At 65.6% G+C, this 14,471-nt stretch carries 14 protein-coding genes and 2 pseudogenes; 10 read left to right on the forward strand and 6 right to left on the reverse strand.

The window, feature by feature from the left end:
- Nucleotides 1-11 precede the first annotated feature (11 nt).
- Nucleotides 12-539 carry a flavodoxin family protein gene (locus OHA42_RS25675; RefSeq protein ID WP_406230403.1) on the forward strand — a complete coding sequence of 176 codons (528 nt, stop codon included), beginning with the start codon at nt 12-14 and terminating at the stop codon, nt 537-539.
- 17 nt (nt 540-556) lie between these two features.
- Nucleotides 557-1,447, forward strand: a complete 891-nt coding sequence (locus tag OHA42_RS25680) for a DUF302 domain-containing protein (protein ID WP_406230404.1) — start codon at nt 557-559, stop codon at nt 1,445-1,447.
- A 197-nt stretch (nt 1,448-1,644) separates the two neighbouring features.
- Here OHA42_RS25680 and OHA42_RS25685 read toward each other — a convergent pair whose 3' ends face one another.
- The gene (locus OHA42_RS25685; protein ID WP_406239598.1) at nt 1,645-2,541 is read right to left on the reverse strand and encodes an NAD(P)H nitroreductase; all 897 of its coding nucleotides are present in this window, start codon (nt 2,539-2,541) and stop codon (nt 1,645-1,647) included.
- Nucleotides 2,542-2,758: 217 nt separating this feature from the next.
- On the opposite strand from OHA42_RS25685, the gene OHA42_RS25690 reads away from it, so the two are divergent.
- The 6 genes from OHA42_RS25690 to OHA42_RS25715 all read left to right on the forward strand — a co-directional run bounded on the left by OHA42_RS25690 (nt 2,759) and on the right by OHA42_RS25715 (nt 9,495).
- Nucleotides 2,759-3,523: an SDR family NAD(P)-dependent oxidoreductase gene (locus OHA42_RS25690; RefSeq protein WP_406230405.1), complete on the forward strand. Its 765-nt coding sequence runs from the start codon at nt 2,759-2,761 to the stop codon at nt 3,521-3,523.
- Entirely contained in the window at nt 3,520-5,049 is a 1,530-nt protein-coding gene (locus OHA42_RS25695) for an AAA family ATPase (protein ID WP_406230406.1), read from the forward strand. The genes OHA42_RS25690 and OHA42_RS25695 overlap by 4 nt, the downstream gene beginning before the upstream one ends.
- A gap of 26 nt (nt 5,050-5,075) precedes the next feature.
- Entirely contained in the window at nt 5,076-5,726 is a 651-nt protein-coding gene (locus OHA42_RS25700) for a response regulator (RefSeq protein WP_406230407.1), read from the forward strand.
- A 69-nt stretch (nt 5,727-5,795) separates the two neighbouring features.
- Complete coding sequence (locus tag OHA42_RS25705) at nt 5,796-7,541, forward strand: GAF domain-containing protein (RefSeq protein ID WP_406230408.1); 1,746 nt, start codon at nt 5,796-5,798, stop codon at nt 7,539-7,541.
- Nucleotides 7,542-7,669: 128 nt separating this feature from the next.
- Nucleotides 7,670-8,587, forward strand: a complete 918-nt coding sequence (locus OHA42_RS25710) for a universal stress protein (RefSeq protein WP_406230409.1) — start codon at nt 7,670-7,672, stop codon at nt 8,585-8,587.
- A gap of 29 nt (nt 8,588-8,616) precedes the next feature.
- The gene (locus tag OHA42_RS25715) at nt 8,617-9,495 is read left to right on the forward strand and encodes a universal stress protein (RefSeq protein ID WP_406230410.1); all 879 of its coding nucleotides are present in this window, start codon (nt 8,617-8,619) and stop codon (nt 9,493-9,495) included.
- A gap of 43 nt (nt 9,496-9,538) precedes the next feature.
- On the opposite strand, the pseudogene OHA42_RS25720 reads toward OHA42_RS25715, so the two are convergent.
- The 3 genes and pseudogenes from OHA42_RS25720 to OHA42_RS25730 all read right to left on the reverse strand — a co-directional run.
- A pseudogene (locus tag OHA42_RS25720) lies at nt 9,539-9,745 on the reverse strand (alcohol dehydrogenase catalytic domain-containing protein); the annotation flags it as partial.
- A 13-nt stretch (nt 9,746-9,758) separates the two neighbouring features.
- Complete coding sequence (locus OHA42_RS25725) at nt 9,759-10,766, reverse strand: 1-phosphofructokinase family hexose kinase (protein WP_406230411.1); 1,008 nt, start codon at nt 10,764-10,766, stop codon at nt 9,759-9,761.
- A 160-nt stretch (nt 10,767-10,926) separates the two neighbouring features.
- Nucleotides 10,927-11,385, reverse strand: a complete 459-nt coding sequence (locus OHA42_RS25730) for a DUF2267 domain-containing protein (RefSeq protein WP_406230412.1) — start codon at nt 11,383-11,385, stop codon at nt 10,927-10,929.
- A 410-nt stretch (nt 11,386-11,795) separates the two neighbouring features.
- Here OHA42_RS25730 and OHA42_RS25735 point away from each other — a divergent pair, with 410 nt between their 5' ends.
- Both OHA42_RS25735 and OHA42_RS25740 read left to right on the forward strand, forming a co-directional pair.
- A complete protein-coding gene (locus OHA42_RS25735; RefSeq protein WP_406230413.1) occupies nt 11,796-12,782 on the forward strand; it encodes a potassium channel family protein in 987 nt (328 codons plus the stop codon).
- 27 nt (nt 12,783-12,809) lie between these two features.
- Nucleotides 12,810-12,905: pseudogene (locus OHA42_RS25740) on the forward strand (PadR family transcriptional regulator); the annotation flags it as partial.
- A 24-nt stretch (nt 12,906-12,929) separates the two neighbouring features.
- Here OHA42_RS25740 and OHA42_RS25745 read toward each other — a convergent pair.
- Both OHA42_RS25745 and OHA42_RS25750 read right to left on the reverse strand, forming a co-directional pair.
- Nucleotides 12,930-13,874 (reverse strand): DUF1259 domain-containing protein, encoded by a 945-nt coding sequence (locus tag OHA42_RS25745; protein WP_406230414.1) that lies wholly within the window; start codon nt 13,872-13,874, stop codon nt 12,930-12,932.
- A 1-nt stretch (nt 13,875) separates the two neighbouring features.
- Nucleotides 13,876-14,376 (reverse strand): DoxX family protein, encoded by a 501-nt coding sequence (locus tag OHA42_RS25750; RefSeq protein WP_406230415.1) that lies wholly within the window; start codon nt 14,374-14,376, stop codon nt 13,876-13,878.
- Between the last annotated feature and the right edge of the window lie 95 nt (nt 14,377-14,471).

Below are 14,471 nucleotides of genomic sequence, written 5' to 3' on the forward strand. Positions count from 1 at the left end.
AGGAGACCGAGATGCGTGCCCGGGTCGTCTACGAATCCATGTTCGGCAATACCGCCGCCATCGCCGAAGCCATCGCACAGGGGTTGGGCGAACACGCCGCGGTGGAAGTGCTCGATGTGGCAGCCGCCGCCGACGTGCCTGCCCCCGTGCTGGACTTGCTGGTCGTCGGCGGTCCGACGCATGCCTTCGGTCTGAGCAGAACCCGGACCCGACTCGACGCCGCGAATCGGACCGACAAGCCGGTCGTCGTCGACATCGGTATCCGCGAATGGCTCGACGCGGCATTCCCGGTGGCACCGGGGTCCAGGGCCGCGGCCTTCGGCACCCGGACCGCCAAACCATCCTGGCTGCCGGGGTCGGCCGCCCGTGGCGTTGGAAAGCGGTTGCGACGCTTGGGCTATGAGCTTGTCGAGGACCCCATGGACTTCCTGGTCGACGGCATCCTCGGACCGATCACGAAGGGCGAGCTGGAGCGCGCCCATGCGTGGGCCGAACGGTTGGCCCGCACCGAGACCGACCGCATCGCGCGCCGGGCGTGACGGTGAAGGAGCCGCCGATGGCATATCGGGTCGACGTCGTCGAATCGACGCCGCAAACGGTGCTCGAGCTGCGCCGCACGGTGCGCGCCGACCATGCGGGCGATGATATCGGCGCGGGAATGCGGGCGCTGTACGACGTGGCCGACCGCATCGGGCTCGTGCCCGAAGGACCGCCGTCGACCACCTACCGAGGCGACTTCGTTCCCGGCGGCGCCACCCAGGTCGACTTCGGTCTTCCCGTCGCTGCGGGACCGCTCGACGGCACCGCCGAACAAGTCACGGTCCGGCGCACTGAGCCTGCGCTGTTCGCGCGCATCACCCACCAAGGCGACTACCACCGGATCCGTGCGGCCTACCAGGCACTCGACGACGGCATCCTCGCCTCGAACCTGCGACCCGTCGGCCCGCCGACCGAGGTGTATCTCATCGCACCCGACAACGCGATCAACCCGCGAGATCTGTTGACCGAGATACGGATACCGGTGATCGCCGCCGAACAATTGGCCATCAGAGTGCAGACGATGTTCGCCGACACCGTGTCCGAACTTCGAAACGCATTGGCCGACCAGGGCTTCGGCATCATTACCGAGGTCGACCTGCGCGCGGTACTGCAAACGAAGCTCGGCGTGCGAATGGACAATTACCTCATCCTCGGGGCCTGCAACCCGGTCCTCGCGCAGCGAGCACTCGCGGCCGACCCTCGCGTCGGCCTGCTGCTCCCCTGCAACATTGTCGTACGTACAGACGGCGCTGCGACCGTCGTCGAGGCGGTCGACCCGAACATGCTGCTGAACGGCGATATCCTGCACGACACCGACCGACCTCAACTCCGCTCGGTCGCCCGAGAAGCCAGAGCCGCGCTCGCGGCCGCGCTGGAGACCGTCGAGAAACGTGTGGTCCCCTCATAGGGACCCTCTTCCGGGCGAGAGATCGTCCCTCCAACTCCGACTCACCTCCGACGAAATGCGGGGAGCGGGCCTTCGGACGCGCCGCAGACTGCGGTGAGATTCAGTGAAACCGAACATCCCCGCAGTCTTGCCTCTGTGCCCAGTCCCGCCTCCGGCTCGACCGAAGGTCGATGTTCGGGTTCAGCACGCCACCATGCTCAGCACGCCCTCACCTCGATCGGGTCAAAAGGGTCCAGCACGTCCTCGATCAGGCGGCGCGATGTGACCGGCCTCGACGCGGCGCTGGTCGGGGCCCAACCGATTCTGACGACGGCCTGCGGGTAGGCATAACCGTCGAGTACTCCGCCGCGAACCGAGCGGCGCAACGAGGGAATCTCGAGCGGCTCGGTCAGCGTGCAGGTGGCCAAGCCGATGTTCGTCGCGGTCAGCAGCACGGCGCTCAACGCCTCTCCCGCGCGTAAGCGCGAGAGTCGATCGTCGGCCGTGGTGCCGATTACCAGCAACTCGGCGAAGTCGGGCTCGATGGCAGTGTCCGCGTGCCGCTCGGCCGGTTCGAACCGCTCGCCCGGCTCCCCTGCATGCCGTTCGGCGGCGGCACGCATCGCTATGGCCAGCCGGTCGCGTGCGTGGTCGGTCGCCAGCCGCAGGATCGCCCCCTGAGCGGCGGCGCGCTCGGTGACAAGCCCGAGATAGCCGGGCGGAACCGGCCACGACGTGTAGGGCCTGCGATCGGTCGACCTGCGCGAGATCGCCGCACATAGCGCGATGTCGAGCGGAGACGGCCGATGGCGCACCAATCCCACTGTCGCCAGATGATTCGGATTCGCCGGATTCGGCAGCCGCCGCACTACGGCCGACCAGCCCAGCGCCGCGAACGTGATACGCAGGTGATGAAGGACCGCACCACAGCTCAGCACGAGGTCTCGTTCCTCGGAATCGGTCGACGACACCGCCCGCGACGGGTCGAGATCTAGCCGCACACTGCGGTCCTCGATCCGCCACCGCCACGGTTGGATGTTGTCGATCGACGGGGCCCGCACCGCGAGCGCCAACGCTGTCTTCACGGTGCGGTCGTCAGGTCGTCCGCGGTCCATCACCTATGCCCTTCCTCTCGTCACGACTCACGTTCGCACCGACAGGCTTCACGGATAAGAGCAGGAGGACCCCATCTGGCAGGACTTCAGACGCCGATGCGCCAAGACGATCCCTAAGACCTTCGACATCGATGACCTTCGGCCATCACCTCACGGTCTCCGTTGCGAAATTCTGAATGTGTCAGCAGAAGCCGGAACCTACCGAAAGGTCGGCATCATGCCCGAATTCCATGGCCGTAGCGCCGTCGTCACCGGCGGCGCACGTGGCATCGGTGCGGCGATCGCGCGCACGCTCGTCAAATCCGGCCTCGGCGTCGTCGTGGCGGACCTGCTTGCCGCGGAAGGTCGGGCCACCGCCGAATCTCTCGGCGCGACCGCGATGTTCCGACGCCTCGATGTCACCGACGAGCGCGAGTGGCGGCAGGTGCTCGACGACGCGGAAGCGAACTTCGGTCCGCTGGCCGTGCTGATCAACAATGCGGGCATCGTCGATTTCGGCGGCATCGAGACCGAGTCGCCGGCGATGTTCCGACACGTCCTCGACGTCAATTTGGTGGGCGCCTGGCTCGGCATGCACCTGGCCGCGCCACGACTGCGTGCCGCGGGCGATGGCGTGATCGTCAATATCTCCTCAACCGCCGGCTTGACCGGTTACCCCGGGATCGCCGGCTACGTGGCCAGCAAATGGGGCCTGCGTGGATTGACCAAGGCAGCCGCGATCGAACTCGGCGGTTCCGGAGTCCGGGTCTGTTCGGTACATCCCGGCCCGATCCATACACCGATGACGGCTGGTTTCGATGCGAGTATGACCGCGGGTCAACCGCTTCCACGCTTCGGTGAACCAGAAGAGGTCGCGGCAATGGTCGGCTTCATCGTCGACAAAGCAACCTTCTCGACCGGGTCGGAGTTCGTCATCGACGGCGGTGCGACGGCGGGCCAGGCCCTCGCCGAGCCTGTTCGAGCCCACGACTCCCAGCGATGATCGGGTCGAGGCCCGCACAGCTGCGGGAAACCCATACCGGGATCGTGGTGCTGTGCGGGGAACGAGCGTACAAACTGAAGAAGCCGATCGCCACCGATTTCCTCGACTTCAGCACACCGGAACGTCGGGAACGCGCATGTGCGCGCGAATTCGAGTTGAATCGACGGCTCGCTCCGGACGTATATCTCGGCATCGCACACCTGACCGATCCCGAAGGCGGACCCGACGAACCGGTCGTGGTCATGCGCAGGATGCCGGAGGAACGGCGCCTGTCGAATATCCTGGCCGATCCGGCAGTGCGCAGATCGGAACTGTCAGCGCTCGTGCAGGTGTTGACCCACTTTCACCACACGGCGCGCCGCGGACCAGACATCGATCGAGCGGGCACACCGGCCGAACTGCGCAGTCGCTGGCGGATACTGCTGCACAGCCTCGGCGAACAGCATGCCGACCTTGTCGACCCAGCGCAGCTGGCGCGAATCGCGGCGCTCTCGATGCGCTATATCGACGGCCGAAAACCGTTGCTGGCGACCAGGGTGGCCGAGGGCCGAATTGTCGACGGACACGGCGATCTGCTCGCAGAGGACATCTTCGATCTCGCCGATGGATTTCGGGTCCTGGACTGTCTCGACTTCGACGATCGGCTGCGCTACGTCGACTGCCTCGATGACATCGCCTTTCTGGCAATGGATCTCGAATTCATGGGACATCGCGAGCTGGGTGATCGGCTGCTCGACGACTACCTGCATGCCGCCGCGGACCCGGCGCCGACGTCGCTACGCGACCACTACGTCGCTTACCGTGCGCTGGTCCGCGCGAAGGTGGACACCATCAGGTTCGGACAGGGCGAGGTGGCCGCGCGCGACTGCGCGCACCGACACCTGGAAATCGCGGCTCGCCACCTCGAACGGGGCGCTGTGCGTCTCGTGCTCGTCGGAGGCTTGCCCGGCACCGGGAAAACTACTGTGGCCGAAACCCTGGCGGCGACCACGGGCGCGGTGGTGATCTCCAGCGATCGTGTACGCAGAGAACTGCGTGCCGGTCACGAGATCGCCGGCGCCATCGGAACCTTCGGCGTCGGAGCCTACGCTCCCGCCGACAAAGCCCTTGTCTACACCCAAATACTGGCCAGGGCCCGAACGCTCTTGGAGTCCGGTGTGTCGGTGATCCTCGACGCGAGCTGGATAGACGCAGCACAGCGGCGCCGTGCCACCGCGCTCGCCGACGAAACAGCTGCCGAGCTGGTCGCCCTGCGGTGCGAATGTTCACGTGCTCTGGCGAACCGCCGGATCCGGCACCGCGCAGCCTGCGAATCCGACGCGACACCGCATATCGCCGACGCCATGGCAGTCACGGCGTCGTCGTGGCCGGAAGCGGTCGTTCTCGATACCGCCTTGCCACTCGACCGGACAGTGGCTGCCGCCGTTCGGGCCTGGCAGCGAGCCGAGAGTGATCAATCAAAGGACTTTCGTCACCAAAACGGGGTCGATCTACGACGTGCCGAGCTCGATCGGTCAGTAATCTGAATGCACAGTTCAGGGAGGTGTATCAGGTGATCACAGTGTTTCTGGTCGATGACCATCAAATTGTGCGGCGCGGTGTGCGTGACCTGATCGACAGCGAATCCGATCTCGAGGTGATCGGTGAGGCGGGCAACGTGTCGCAAGCCTTGGCACGTATCCCGGCATTGCGCCCCGATGTAGTGGTCCTGGATGTGCGACTCCCGGACGGCAATGGCATCGAACTCTGCCGCGACCTACTGAACCAGCACCCCGACATACGCTGCTTGATCCTCACCTCCTTCACCGATGAGCAGGCCATGCTCGATGCGATCCTGGCCGGGGCCAGCGGCTATGTGGTCAAGGACATCGGAACGCTGGAACTGATCGACGCCATTCGAGACGTCGGGGCGGGCAAATCGCTGCTCGACAATCGAGCCGCCGCCGCCCTCATGGCGAAACTACGCGAGGAGGCCGAGACCAAGACCGGCCCGCTGTCGACTCTCACCGAGCAGGAACGGACCTTGCTCGATCTGCTGGGCGAGGGGCTGACGAATCGGCAGATCGCGGGCCGGATGTTCCTGGCGGAGAAAACTGTGAAGAACTATGTTTCCCGGCTATTGACCAAACTGGGAGTGGAGCGCCGTACTCAGGCGGCTGTGCTCGCCTCGAAGCTCAATACGCCCACGAAACGAGAAGGCTGACCTGCGCCGAGCAGGTAGTGCACGCCGTGGCGCTGCTCTGAACTCGGCTTTCGTGCGAAAATGTCATATATGGATCGCACATCCTCCGAGTCGGCTGTGCCTGGCCCGGCGCCAGTGTTGGAGACCTTGGCGCAGCTGCGCTTGCGCGAGCTGCTCGGCCAGGTCCAGGACCGAATCGCGGAGATCGTCGGCGTTCGCGATCAGATGGACCGCCTGATCGAGGCCATGCTGGTCGTCACCGCGGGATTGGATCTGGACAATACGCTGCGCACGATCGTGCACACCGCCATCGAATTGGTCGACGCCGAGTACGGAGCCCTCGGTGTCCGGGAAACCGACAAGACGAGCAACCAACTCGCCGAATTCGTCTACGAGGGCATCGACGATCGGACCCGGGTCATGATCGGCGACCTGCCCCGCGGCCACGGCGTGCTCGGCCTGCTCATCGAGGAGCCGAAACCCATTCGGCTGACTAATCTTTCGACCCATCCCTCGTCCGTCGGCTTCCCCCCGAATCATCCGCCGATGCACACCTTCCTCGGCGTTCCGGTGAAAGTCCGCGACGAGGTCTTCGGCAATCTGTACCTCACCGAAAAATCCGGCGGCCAGGAATTCACCGAGGACGACGAAGTAGTGGTCCAAGCGCTGGCGGCCGCGGCGGGCATCGCCATCGCAAACGCCAGGCTCTACGAGCAGTCCAGGGTCCGCCAGCAGTGGCTGGAAGCGACCGGCGATGTGGCAACTCAACTACTTGTGGGCGGGGAACCCGGGGCAGCCCTCGACCTGGTAGCCGACCGGGCTTTGACACTCACGCAATCCACGTGCGCCTTCCTCGCGCTACCCGACGACCCCGACATCCCGCACGACGAGGTCACCGAGCTGGTCGTGGCCGCCGCGGCCGGCGTCGGCGCCGACGAGATCATCGGTGAGCGAATCCCGGTGCGCGAATCCCATTCCGGTAGCGCGTTCCAGCACGGCCGGGTTGTTGCGGTCGACGAACTGAACTTCAACCCGCTGTTCGACAATCCGTCCAAGTTCGGTCCGGCACTGATCCTGCCCTTGCGGGCTGAGCATTCCGTGATCGGCGTCCTCGCCACCGTCCGGCCCCCCGGCGCACAACCACTGGACGCCGCCCTGCAATCGATGATGGCATCGTTCTCCGATCAAGCCGCACTGGCCTTGCAGCTGGCCCACACACAGCGGCGGATGCGGGAACTCGACGTGCTGGCCGACCGCGACCGGATCGCCCGAGACCTGCACGACCACGTCATCCAGCGGCTCTTCGCCGTCGGTCTCTCCCTACAGGGCACCGCGCAACGGGCCCGGGTACCCGAGATCAAGTCCCGGCTCGGCGACACGATCCTCGATATCCAGGGGATTGTGCAGGACATCCGGCACTCGATCTTCGACCTGCACAGCAGCACGACTACAGATTCACCGACGCTGCGCAAGCGGCTGCACGGCGTGATCGCCGACATGGTCGGCGAAAGCGGCCTACGCACCACCATTCGACTTGCCGGCCCGGTCTCGGTGCTTGCGCCGCCACTGTCGGACGATGTCGAGGCGGTGCTGCGCGAGACGGTGAGCAACGTGGTGCGCCACGCGGACGCGACCAAGGTGTCGGTCTATCTGCGGGTGGATGACGATGTCACTATCGAGGTGACCGATGACGGTAAGGGCGTGCCCGATGACCTCACGCAGATGAGTGGGTTGGTGAACCTGGCGAAACGAGCCGAGCTGTCGGGTGGCAGCTTCAGTGTGGCGAAGGGCCAAGAAGGGGGCACCGTGGTGCGCTGGTCGGTGCCGCTGCCCTAGGCAATATCGCCGAGCACATGAGCGGTCTTTGGGCCCTGCGGTTCATGACCAACGATAGGCGTGCCGGACCCCCTCGAATTCCTAACCTACGGGTAACCGAAATATCGGAACCTGAAGGGACGCCGCTCATGACCGCACAGCACAACGATGACCCGCACCGACTGGCATCGGCCGCGGTCGTGGTCGGCGTCGACGGCTCGGAAGCCGCCGACCTGGCCGTCCGCTGGGCCGCCGAAACGGCGTCGCAGCGACACCGCCGACTGCACATAGTAGAAGGCGTCGACCTCACCGCGGCCGCGTCCGTCTTCGGCGCGTACGACGTCATCGAGCCCTCCGTGATCGATGCGATTCGCCGACTCGGCGCCGACCGCGTGAGCGCGGCTCGCAGGCTCGCCCTCGAGGTCGATCCGAATCTGGACGTGGAAACCGAAGTCTCCGAAGCCAACCCGGCCAGGCTGCTGATCGACCGGTCCAGGACGGCGCATCTCCTCGCGATCGGCGCGGCGGGCGAGGGCGGCACACTCAGCCATCTCGGTTCCACCCTGCTTGCGGTGGTCGCACACGGCCACGGCGCTGTCGTGGTAGTCCGCGATACCGGTACCGAGCAGCAGACCCGACGAACGGGTCCGGTCGTGCTCGGCGTCGATGGCAGCCAGGTCTCCGACGCCGCCGCGGCGGCCGCGTTCGCCGAGTCGAGCGAACGCGGTACCCAACTCGTCGCCGTCCACGCCTGGAACGATCTGTATCTCGACCGCGTCGCCGGGGTCCCCTACACCATCCCGGACCGCGACGCGGAGGCTGCCGGAGAGGCGATCATCGCCGAACAGCTTGCCGGCTGGCAGGAGAAATATCCGAACGTCGAGGTCATCCGCAGGGTGTACCTGACAGGGCCGCGGCAGCCGCTGCTCGAGTTGTCGCAGTCGGCCCAGCTCGTCGTTGTCGGCAGCCGGGGGCGGGGTGGATTCCGCGGGTTACTGTTGGGCTCCACCAGCAATTTCCTGGTCCAACGTGCTCACTGCCCGGTCATGGTCGTCCACCCCAACTAACGCCCAGTCACAGAAGGGGACGAGATCACATGTCCGCCAACGCCGCCAATCCACCCGTCATCGTCGGTATCGACGGCTCCTCCGCCGCCACCGAAGCCTTGCGCTGGGCAGCCGTCGACGCCGTCCGTCACCATGCGCCCTTGCATATCGTGTACGGCATCGGAGCCCCTGCCGACTTCGGCCCGGGGATCGCTTTCAATCAAATCGACTACGACGCCTACCGAGAGGCCGGGGCAAAGGCCGTCGCCGCGGCCAGTGAATTCGCCACGGCCGCCGCAGCACCCCTCGATGACCTCGAGATCGCCACCTTCGTCGTCGAAGCACCACCGATCCCGGTACTGCTCGATCGCTCGAAGGACGCCCGCATGCTGGTTGTCGGCACGCGCGGCATGGGCGCATTCCGCCGGGGCCTGCTCGGCTCGGTGAGCACCGCCGTAGCCCGGCACGCGCACTGCCCGGTTGCCGTCGTCCCCGAGCCCCCGAAATTCGATCCGCGTCGGGTGCTCGGTCCCGTTCTCGTCGGCGTCGACGGCTCGCCGAGCAGCACCCGTGCCATCGATATCGCCTTCGACGAAGCCTGCCGTCGTGACGTCGCCGTGCGCGCAGTACTCACCTGGTCGGAATTCAACCGCTACATCCCCCGCGCCGACATGCAGAAGGAGGCCGAGGAACTACTGTCGGAAAGCCTGGCAGGCCGCGCGGAGAAGTACCCCGACGTGGAGGTGCAGCGGATCGTCGCCGAGGACCGGCCCGCCAAGCGACTGCTCGCGGAAGCCGAAACGGCCCAGCTCATTGTCGTGGGCAGCCACGGCCGTGGCGGCTTCGCCGGCATGACCCTCGGCTCGGTCAGCCAAGCCGTCATCCACAGCGCGGACTGCCCGGTCATCGTCGTCCGACCACAAAGCTGATGCGCTCGGTTATGACCATCGCTGTGCGGTGGTCATGATCGATACCGACCGCTTCGTGCCCGAGTATTCGACCAGGAGCCACCTCGGGCACGTCACCTTTGCGGATGTACAGGTCCGTGCCGCAGATCGTGACCGTGTCCACGCGCACGATCGCATCGGCGCTTTCCAGGAGCACCAGGTCGGGTACCTGCTCCCACGAACTCACGCCCGGCCCGTGAAGACCACGGCATACATGATGACTCCCTCTCAGAGCGCGAGCACGATCAGTTCTGCTGGAAACTGTCAGCCGACGCGGCCGCCGGAGTGACGGTGCGATCGACGGTGTGGGTGCGCACCTCACACAACAGCGTCTCCACGGTCGAGCGTTCGAATATGTCGGTGCCCGGTCTCATGACGGTTGCCGCGGCCGCGGCAACGCCGTACTCGCATGCATGCAGGCAATCTGCTCCCGCAGCGAGCTGATAGGTGAACGCACCGACCAGACTGTCGCCCGCGCATGCGTCGCTGCTGCACGGCAGGTGCGGCAGCCGTGGCGCGGAAAGTCTGTGGTGCGAAATGGAATTCGAGCAGACCGCGCCCAGGGCGCCGACCGTGGTGATCGCGTTGGCAACCGAGCCTTTGCCGAGCACGAGTTCGTTGGCGTCTTGGGCGTCGGCGAATCGCTCGATCGGTCTACCGAGTAGTCCCGCGGCCTCGCGGCGGTCGAGCCGGATCGCGAAAGCGGTTTTCTCGAGCACCGCACGTAATTGGGCGCCGGCGATATCGAGTACGGTCCGAGTCTCGGCCGGGTCGATGCGGCGCAGGATCTCGGCGCAGAAGTCGTCGGGTAGCCCCGGAGGCACGCTACCGGTCAGTACCAGATACGGAAACCGTTGCGCGGCAGTGACAATCGCCTCCGCGCACCGTTGCCACTCGGGAATGGTCAGTTCAGCGCCCGGTGGCACGATGTGGTAGCTGTGTCCCGAGTGCGCCTCTGCGACAACAACTGCCTCTCGGGTGTCGGAACCGATCTCGATACCGCGATGCGCCAAACCCTCCTCATCGAGCAGCCGATCCAGTCGCCGACCGACCTCGAGCCCACACGTGTGCAGCGCGACCGCCGAACCGCCGAGCGTGCGCACGCAACGCGCGACATTGATCCCGCCACCGCCCCCTTGCACCGACCGCACCCGAGCGCGGTTCTTGCCTTCACCGATCAGGCGGTCCACTTCGAGGGAGATGTCGACGGTCGGGTTCAGCGTTACTGTCAAGATCGTTGGAAGCACAGGCATCGAGTCCTCCTCGAACAGGTGGGCACATTCAGATTCCCGCGCCGACGGCGCGTCACTACAGTGCCGAAAGGCCCGCACCCGAGGACATTGGTCCAGACCGGACCATAACCCCGGTTGCGCCGCAGGCGGCCCCGGCGATACCCACCACAGACTCGAGCGCTTACACGGCGACGATTGCTTCGCCCGATGGACCCGTGGACATACCGAGCAAGAGAGCGCGAAGATCGATCGGCAGCACAGCGAACACCTGCTCCAGCGCGCCAGGAGAGAACTGCTCCCGTAGCCCGTCGGTGACCAGCCACGCCAAGTCGGCCGCCTCGTCCTCGGTCACCCCGGCCGCTTCGGCGAACTCGGTGATGAACACCGAGGTTCGATGCGAGACAGGCACTTTCGCAGGCTCCCACCCTTCGAAGAAGACGCCACGAAGCAATAGGGGCAATTGCGCGCTCAGACGCGCGGCTGCGGTGACCTCGAGCCGGTCGCGGACACTGTGCAACCAGGCGCGGGCCACCCGGTAGGCGAAGGCGCGGTCCCGGGTAGCCAGGTCGTCGGTAGTCCAGCGCAACCAGACGTGTGCGGTGTGCTCGGCGTGGGCAAAGGGATCATCACGATACGACATAGTCGTTACGGTATGGACGAAGTCCACGAAGCCGCTGTTGGATATCGTCACCCGTTTTGGGGCCAAAGGACCATATCCGCCTGTCGGCCATGGCGACCGACCGCACCGCGACGTCAGCGATGACGTGCTCGGGCAGCAGCAAGGTACGGTACCCGAGACCACCGCGGTGCCTGACCCGTCACAGCTGCCGAGCGCTTCCATGGCGGCTGAGTCCGCAGCTCGCTGGAGGTCCGCTCTGCCCGCAATCGGCTTGTTCACCGATCCTTGTCCGGTCATGCGCCCCGAGTGAGCGCGGAATCCGCCTTGCCTCGAACCACGGCCACCGACAATCGGTGGGGAGGGCAGGTCGTCAGGCGGCAGGACGTGGCGTTGTCCGGTGCTGATGGTCGATATTGGTGCACAATCCTCGCGTGTACCCGTTGCGTCGTATCAGCCGCGTATTGCTGGCGTTCTTGCTGGTGGTGCTGGGCGGTACCGTCGGCTACCTGATCCTCGGATTCGGGGTGCTCGACGCGCTCTACCAGACGGTGACGACGATCACCACTGTCGGCTTTCGCGAGATCCATCCGCTCGGCCCGGCAGGCCAGGTGTTCACCATGGTGCTCATCCTGGTCGGCGCGGGCACCGCCCTGTACATGTTCGGTGTGCTGCTCGAGGCACTCATCGAAGGACATCTACGCCAACACATGGAGAGACGTCGAATGGACCGCCAGATACTCCGGATGTCCGGCCACATCATCGTGTGCGGCTGGGGACGTGTCGGCTGCTCGACCGCGCAGTACCTCAGTGGGCTCGGCAAACAGATCGTGGTAATCGATCGCGATCCGGCACGCCTGCAAGACCTCGAATACCCGAACGTCCTCGGCGACGTCACCGACGACAGCGTCCTCGAGGCCGCCGGAATCGGGCGCGCCCGCGCATTGATCGCCGCACTCGACAGCGACGCCGACAACGTCTACGTGACGCTGTCCAGCAGAGCGCTACGCCACGATCTGGTGATCATCGCACGAGCGCGGACCGAAGGTTCCAAATCGAAACTCCTTCGCGCCGGAGCGAACAGGGCGGTGAACCCCCAGTTGATCGGGGGTCGCCGGATGGCGGCATTTGCTCTGCAACCCAACGTGGCCGAATTCCTCGACGTAGTCATGCACGACGACACTCTGGAGTACCGGATCGAGGAAGTCCAGATCGCGTCGGAGTCACCATTGATCGGCCGCTCCCTGAAAGAATCGGCGTTGCGCCAGCGGACCGGCGCGCTGGTGCTGGCGATCCGGACGCCGACCGGCAAGTTCATCGCTAACCCGACCGGTGAAACCCAGCTTGTCGCCGACACGATCCTGATCGTCCTCGGCACACCGACCCAACTCGACGCCATACGCGACCATACCAATATCTGACACAGAGCTATCGCGCTACCGGGTCTTCGAGCGACCGAGGCCGGGAAGCAGGCGCTGGCCGAGGACCGCAGGGCACTGCCGGAACTGGCCCGCGAAGTCTTCGGCGACCGCCCCGCAGCCTGAAACGCCCCTGTCGCATAGAGGTTCTCAACGCCTGGGCGCGCGCACTTGATCGAGGCCGGCGCGCAATCCTTGTGCGAGGATGGCGGCGTCTCCGGTGGCCCAGAAGTGCAGGTAGAACAGTCGGGGGGATTCGTGAAGCATGTGGTTGTGCAGCTCGATAACTTGGATGTCGTGGGAGCGCATCGCCGCGATGACGGGGTTGACCTGGTCGGCGGTCATCGCGAAGTCTCCGTTGATCGCGACCTTTCCGCCGCCCAGCGGCTGGAACATCAACAGCGTGGACGCCTCCATCTGAGGCGGGAGTGTCACATCCGCCCGGGTTTCGGTCACCTTTTGCGCCACCGGAACGCGCACATGGTAGGTGCCGTGCTCGACCTCGCCGGTGGCACCGAGAACAGTGTCGATCGCGGTGGTGTCCAGATCGATCGGCGGCTGGTCCTCTTCGACCTCAGGTGACTGGTCTAGGGGGATGCCGGTCCGTGCCAGGGCCTCACGCAAAGTCCGGGCGATGGGCGCGGGGTCGCCGTAGGCGGCGTAGTGCAGGGCGAACAGGCGGGGTGTTTCGTCTTGGAGGTGCTTGTGGATCGCGGTAATCTCGATGCCGCCTTGTTCCAGCCGCGGTCCCACCGCGTTCAGTTCCTCGGTGGTGAGAGCGGCTTCCCCGATCATGACGACGTTGCCCGGCGTGGTCTCGCGGAAGTCGGCCTCGGCGACGAGTTCCATTCCAGGATCCAGGGTGACGCCGGCGTTGACCACGTGCAGATCAGTCCGCAGCCACTCGATCGCGTGCACCCCTCCGTCTTCGATGTGCAGCGGCATTCCCAGTGCTTGGTTCACCGCATCCCAATTCACGCCGGGAGATTGCTCGGGCTCCGATGACGTGCAACCAGCGGTGAGCAGCCCCAGGACGGCGGCGAAGGTCACGGTCGTTGCTGCCCGGCGGTGCCGGTGGGCGGTGCGAATGGTCATGTCACGCCTCCTCGGTCTGAGCTGTGCGTTGTGAGGGTGCGCGGTGAAGGCGGGCGTCGAGAGACCAGGCGCCTGCACCGACGACGAGCAGGAACAGGCTTCCACACAGTTGTGCGAGATCGGTTCGGGATTCGTGGATGAAGTTCCACCAACCGGATTTGCCGGTGAACAAGGGGGCGTCACCCCACAGGATCGGCAGTTTGGTGATCAGCAGCGCACCTACCATGTCGACGATCATCGGAAGGGCGGCAAGGCGGGTGAACAGGCCGGCGAGGATGAGTGCGCCGCAGGCGATTTCGAAGATCCCGTCCAGTGGTCCGAAGAAACCCGGGGCGGGGATACCGGCCTTGTCGAACCGTCCGGTGCCCAGGGCGTCCGGATAGAGGAACTTCTGGATCCCCTCGAACAGGAACACCACACCGACATAGAGACGGATCAGGATCACTGAGGCCGGGGCGGTGGTCGCGGTCAGCCGGGCCTGCCAGGTGTCGAGCTGTAACACGGGAATGCCCTTTCTGATCAGCTACTTCGAACACTCACCAGCGGCCATGCGCGGCATCACCGGTCGACTCGGCCCGATCACAACCGCCGATAACA

Origin of the sequence: Nocardia sp. NBC_01009 (assembly GCF_045208035.1) — a bacterium.
In the GTDB taxonomy this organism is placed as follows: domain Bacteria; phylum Actinomycetota; class Actinomycetes; order Mycobacteriales; family Mycobacteriaceae; genus Nocardia.